This is a genomic window from Microcystis sp. LE19-84.1B, assembly GCF_027531875.1.
Classification (GTDB): domain Bacteria; phylum Cyanobacteriota; class Cyanobacteriia; order Cyanobacteriales; family Microcystaceae; genus Microcystis; species Microcystis panniformis.
Map to the genome: position 1 here is coordinate 1 of NZ_JAPZSR010000085.1, position 6,323 is coordinate 6,323.

The 6,323-nt window shown below is 43.0% G+C and carries 5 protein-coding genes; all 5 read right to left on the reverse strand.

The features are described 5' to 3' along the window. Positions 1–568 precede the first annotated feature (568 nt). The 5 genes from O9324_RS05040 to trpB all read right to left on the reverse strand — a co-directional run bounded on the left by O9324_RS05040 (position 569) and on the right by trpB (position 6,107). Positions 569–1,903, reverse strand: coding sequence for a flotillin family protein (locus tag O9324_RS05040; RefSeq protein WP_004159906.1), 1,335 nt, complete (start codon positions 1,901–1,903; stop codon positions 569–571). A 28-nt stretch (positions 1,904–1,931) separates the two neighbouring features. Beyond that, positions 1,932–2,273 (reverse strand): hypothetical protein, encoded by a 342-nt coding sequence (locus O9324_RS05045; protein WP_193959048.1) that lies wholly within the window; start codon positions 2,271–2,273, stop codon positions 1,932–1,934. A 49-nt stretch (positions 2,274–2,322) separates the two neighbouring features. Beyond that, positions 2,323–2,889, reverse strand: coding sequence for a glyoxalase-like domain protein (locus O9324_RS05050; RefSeq protein ID WP_288139613.1), 567 nt, complete (start codon positions 2,887–2,889; stop codon positions 2,323–2,325). A gap of 511 nt (positions 2,890–3,400) precedes the next feature. Next, positions 3,401–4,576 (reverse strand): hormogonium polysaccharide biosynthesis glycosyltransferase HpsP, encoded by a 1,176-nt coding sequence (gene hpsP, locus O9324_RS05055; RefSeq protein ID WP_288139614.1) that lies wholly within the window; start codon positions 4,574–4,576, stop codon positions 3,401–3,403. Positions 4,577–4,859: 283 nt separating this feature from the next. Continuing rightward, positions 4,860–6,107 (reverse strand): tryptophan synthase subunit beta, encoded by a 1,248-nt coding sequence (trpB, locus tag O9324_RS05060; protein WP_288139615.1) that lies wholly within the window; start codon positions 6,105–6,107, stop codon positions 4,860–4,862. Positions 6,108–6,323: the final 216 nt, after the last annotated feature.

Below are 6,323 nucleotides of genomic sequence, written 5' to 3' on the forward strand. Positions count from 1 at the left end.
TCCTCACCTACACAGAAGATAAGTTGTCAAGGTTCAGTTGTTACTGTTCCTTGTCTTCTATACGCTAGGTTGTTATACTAACTTTCAGAAGAACGAATCGCACCTTTGTATTCTAGTACAAACATTTTGACACTGCTCGACTGAGTGTCAGTATGTTAGCACAAAATTCTTTAAGTTGACAATACATAGGGCTTGCTGAATAATGGTAAAACCCTTTTAAAATAAGGCTTTTGACCTGTTAAAATCCGATGTTCATGCTGCGAAAATCGGATTGAGACCCTCAAAAACCTTGCATTATCCTTCTTATAGTACATAAGCTCGTACGAAAAGAGAGGGCAACAAAGCCTGAAACGACCGGCTACTGACGACCGACGACCGACTCCTAACCCCACCAACAAACTTTTTGCCGCAAACCCTAATTAAGGTCGCGCACTGATTCTTTAAGTTAACTCTAAGGAAAAATGCAGGAATATCTTGATAGTGGCTTAAGACTGGGCTGGTTAATTACTCCCATTAGTCAACAGGTAGCAATCTATCGCCAAAATCAGGCTATTGTGTTTTCTGACTGCTATTTTTCAATTTTATTGGTGAGAGTTCCGACCACATCAATACCGAGGGTTTGATGGACACTGGCGAGGAATTGATTGACGATTTCGGGATAGACTTTAATCAGGGTAGCCAGGGATTTACCATCACCATTATCAACGATATTAACTCGATCGAGGTGTAAGCGTTTAGGAATTTTAATCGCCTCCTCCAGGATAGTTTCTAACTGTTGAATCAAGAAAATTGCCTCTGCTTCGCTGCCGGTGTTTTGCCAGACTTCCGCAAACAATTCGTTAACCAAGGCTTCAGCTTTGGCATTTTCTTCAAAAATTGCCGCTTCTCCTCTAGCGCGGAAAGTTTCAGCTTCCTGCTGCGCTTCTGCGGGTAAAACCTTATCTGCTTGGAGACGTAATCTTTCCAATTCTGCTCTGACCTGTTGCAATTTTTCCTCAACTATAGCACGTTTTTCCTTAGCGGCGGCGATAGTTATTTCTTCTTCCGATTTAGCCTGTTGTTCCAGTTTTGCCTTTAACTTTCTCAACTCGTTTTCTTGCTCTAAAATAATAATTTGATCGCGGGTTTTAGCTACGGTTGCCTGTTCCTCACATTCCGCAACTATTTGTTCAGCTTCATTGAGTGCATTTGATTCAGCAATTTCAGCATCACGCATGACTAAAGCGATTCTTTCCCGTCCGAGGGAGTTAAGATAATCCACGTCATCGGCAACATTTTGAATTTTGAGAGTATCAATTTCTAAACCGAGTTTAAACAGGTCTTGACTGACGTTACTGGTAATACTTTCGGCAAATTGTAAGCGATCTTCGTTCACTTGTTCGGGGGTCATTGTTGCGACTACACCCCGCAAGTTTCCTTCTAAAGTTTCTTTAGCTACGCGAATAATTTCTTCTCGATCTCGATCTAAAAAACGTTCGATCGCATTGCCGACTATTTCAGGTTTAGAACTAACTTTTACGTTAGCAATGGCCACTATATTCAGGGGAATATTGCCCTTAGAATAGGCATTTTTAATCTCAATTCTGATCGGGGTTGTGGTGACATCCATGCGTTTAACGGTTTCTAAAATTGGAATACGAATCGCCCGACCCCCCGATACCACTCGATACCCCATATCCTGTCTATCTTTTGATTTGCGTTTCATCCCACTCAGTATTACTACTTCATTCGGTTTACAAATACACAAAAAAGAATTGATAAACCAAATCGCACCAATCCCCAGAAATATCAATAAAGCGATGGGAACACTATTCAACAATAAATTGCCAGCACTGTTGTTATTATTGTTGTCGTATTGATTGGGATTGATTTGGATGAGATAGGAATTATTTTGACTATTCATAGTTAGTTACCCTTTGGTTTAGAAGAAATTACAAATCGCCTCTGATATACTTTTCCGCAATGACTAAAACTTTATTGTCCTGGCAATTGAGGATAAATGCTTTATCCCCGACATTAAATTGTTCTTCCCCTTCCGTTATCGCTACTATATCGATTAGACTATCCCCGACATTAACTCGCACTTTCCCCTTGCTATTTTTATCGAAGGGGATTTGAACAACTCCAATTAAACCGATGAGAGAGTGATAATCGACGATACTATTTACCTGTTGGTTGCAGCGTCTCAACTTGACTAAAATTAGGAGTAGAATGGCCAAACCAATACCTACCCCTAAAGAAATTACAACAATTGTGAGCAGTTGAGCATTCATAAGTTTAGTTATTTACCGTTATAGTTGCCCCCAATCTAATTACCGTTAACTAATTCGAGACTTCGGCCATTTCAATCACGCGATCAGCATTATCTTTGACCAAAAAATTTAAAGGTTTATTGCGACGAACTTTATACTTTAAGCGTCGTGATTCCACCCGCATCAGAATTTGTTCTAAACAATCGTGATCAAAACAAACGTGACGATGACGATCCTTATAACCCGCGGTTGCCCCAGCAACGATGTGCAGTTGGGTATTTTTCTTTAACTGATACCATAAACCCTGGGGTTGATCTCCCAAAGAAGGGTTGGCAGTAGTCACAGCCAGATTACTAGACATATAAAATGGATCAATCATATTATTGCCCATCGTCTGCTCATAATTGTAATAGTAATGGAGGGGGACATCGGCCGTGGGTAAATTTAAAAGTCCTTCATAAAATTGTCGGGCTGTCTCCAAATCTGTCACCATGATTGTATGAACTTTTGGGGCGCTAGTTAGAAACATCCACATGGCTAAAGCATAAGCGGCCAGAAGCATAACCATAATCCCCTGGGTGGACAGGAGAGTATCAAGGGGTAGGAAAGCGCCGAAGAAAAGATGATTTATCAACACTGATGTGATCCTATTGCCTAAGAATTTCTATCATTCCCTAATTATAATCACGACGCTGAAACTTAAGTGAACAGAGTGGGGAGTGACCAAGTTCCGTACATTTGTATTAAAATGCTCCCTACCCAGTTTAAATGCAGTACAAGTGACCTCAAATTCTCCTATGGGATGAATAAGTAGCTGGTTATAATTAAATTAAAAATGGATTTTAGGTTCGATCCCCCCTTAGTACTAGGGTTGATTCATAGTAGGGTTGATTCATGAATCAACCCTACCCTATAGTCCCCCCTTGATAAGGGTGGTGTCTGATAATTTTTAACGCCTACCTACTTAAATGATGAGATGATGACATTACGGACGGAAATATGAGGAATTAGCGGAGATGAAAGCGTATATTGGAAATAGAGCCATCCCTAGAAAAGTGAGCTACTGTTATGAACTCTTTTGCGCTTCCCGTCTTTCTGCAATCAGGTTTAACCCTACTGGCATTTTTAGTGCTGGTTATCCTCATGGCCTAAATCTTAATCCGTCTGTCTAGATTTTCATAGACAGTTAACAGCTGTTCAGCGATCGCTGACCAACTATATTGATTTAAGACTAAATCCTTGGCATTTTTCCCCCTTTGTTGGCGAATTTCAGGATTAGTGATAGCCGTTGCCAAAGTATTAGTTAAATCCTCAAGCTGACAAGCTGTCACCCATCCCGCATCCGCTGCCGTCACCGCAGGATGCAGATCCACCCGGTCTGAGATCACCACAGGAATTCCGGCAGCCATAGCTTCGGCAACCGCGATGCCAAAATTTTCATAGTAGGAAGGTAAAACAAATAAATCGGCCCTAGCGAGGAGGCTATTTTTGACTTCTCCGGTGACAAATCCAGTAATTGTCGTATTTTTGCCCAATATTGACTGCTCGATCTGATTTTTAATCCGATTTTCGTACTCCTGGTCCTGGGGATTGCCTCCTGCTAAGACAAAATGAAAATCTAGGCCTTTTTCTAACAACCTTTCTAAACTAGGCAGCAATAAATCTAGACCTTTTTTCGGGTCAAGACGGGACATATAAAGGATGATCGGTTTATTTTGGGGAAGATTAAAACCCGTTACTGGTAAAGCTTGTGGGTTAAAAAAATCTACCCCTAGGGGGATGACAATATCCTTAGTTTTTATATTAAATCTTTCAGCGATTTGACACTCCTGCTGACTGGTAAAATGAACTGCCGCCGCCGCCGCTAAATTGGGTTTTTCCAGAAAATTGGCATATATTTGTTTAAGTTGCCGTTTTTTTTGCAAATCTGCCGGATCGAGAGTACCTAGAGGACGGAGAATATAGGGCAGTTGACGGTAACGAGCGATCGAAGCTGATATACTGCTTACTGGGGAGAATAAGGCATGAATATGGGCGATATCGTAATCTTTTGCCCTATTTGCCAACCAAGTAAACAGATCAAGGGAAAATTTATAGCGGCGAAAGGGAGAACAGCGAAAATAATAGATTTGATAGCCATTTTGACTAACAGGGACTCCTAAAGGCACCTCTAGGGGTGCTTGTCCCGTGTCACCATTGGAATCGGTGGTAATAATGGTCACATCTTGGCCTAGTTGCGCCAAGGCCGCTGACAAACCGAGTACCATTTGACTGGGGCCACCATAAACAAGGGAAATCGAAGGAACAATCTGAAGAATTTTCATCGAAAAATTGGGTCAGAAACCCCGCCGTTCTAGGTTGGCTTTACCGTTAAATACTAGCGCATTGACACGATATATGCTAGAACGTGACACTTAGAGCGACTCTAAGACCAGAACAGAGTCAATTGGATTTGGTGGCTAAAATGTATTCTAAGATACATTCCTCCTGGCGAGGGGGTGGAACGAACCACAAAGACACAAAGGACACAAAGATTGATCAATCCTATGTAAGTTAAACTTATCACACAGAACCTAGAAGAGCCTGATAACTGATAACTGATAACTGTTAACCATTCATTGATAAATATTTAGCCACCGATTGCACATCTTTATCACCCCGTCCAGAGAAATTAATCACAATGCGAGGACTACCGGTCACTTGTGGGCAAAGAGTTTCTAAATAGGCTAAAGCGTGGGCAGTTTCTAGGGCCGGAATAATCCCTTCTAAACGGGAAACTCGTTGAAAAGCTTCTAGTGCTTCCTTGTCGGTGACACTGTAATATTCGGCGCGACCACTATCTTTTAAAAAGCTATGTTCTGGCCCGACTCCGGGATAATCTAAACCGGCACTAATGGAGTGGGCCTCGATAACTTGACCTTCGTTATCTTGTAATAAATAACTCATGGCCCCATGTAAAATCCCCGGTTGACCTTGGGTAAGGGTAGCTGCGTGTTTTCCGGAGGCGATACTTTCCCCGGCAGCCTCAACACCAATTAAACGCACGGAAGTTTCTTTAACAAACTCATGAAATAAACCCATAGCATTAGAACCACCCCCCACACAAGCGAGGAGAATATCCGGTAAACCGCCCCATTTTTCCAGACTTTGCTGACGGGTTTCTTGACCAATAACCGCGTGAAAATCGCGCACCATCATCGGATAGGGATGGGGACCGGCCACAGAACCAAGGATGTAGTGAGTGGTTTCCACATTAGTTACCCAGTCGCGAATCGCTTCCGAGGTGGCATCTTTCAGGGTTCCCGTCCCGGCGGCCACGGGTTGCACCGTCGCGCCAAGCAGTCTCATGCGGAAAACATTGAGTTCCTGGCGTTCCATGTCGTGAATTCCCATATAAATCACGCATTCTAGACCAAAACGAGCGCAAACCGTAGCGGTGGCCACGCCGTGCTGTCCTGCCCCGGTTTCGGCGATAATTCGCTTTTTACCCATGCGTTTGGCTAATAAAACCTGACCGAGGGCGTTATTAATCTTGTGGGCCCCAGTATGGTTTAAATCTTCTCGTTTTAGGTAAATTTGCGCCCCAGTACCGTCGGCTTTTGCATAATGGGCGGTGAGACGTTCGGCAAAATATAAGGGACTAGGTCTGCCGACGTAATCCTTGAGCAGTTGATTTAATTCTTCTTGAAAATCGGGGTCGTCTTTATACTGATTATAGGCCGTTTCTAGTTCACTTAAGGCTGGCATCAGGGTTTCTGGGACGTATTTGCCCCCGTAGCGTCCAAAACGCCCAAAAGCATCGGGATACTGGCTTGCTGTGCTGGCTGAGGCGGTATAAATCGGCGTGATAGTCATGTAAATCTTAGATGAGAGACTATGTCCATTATAAATCTAAGGGTTTAGTCTCTGGGTTAACCTGAGTTCTAGGGCAATCATCGGAAATTTTGGGTCTGAAACCCCGCCGTTCTAGGTTGGCTTTACGTTAGAATTAAAAGGCCAGTCTCGAAAACCAAGTGGACGGCGCAGCACCTTGAAAACTCGGCTTAGGGGGTTCCGACCAGAAAAGCTTGG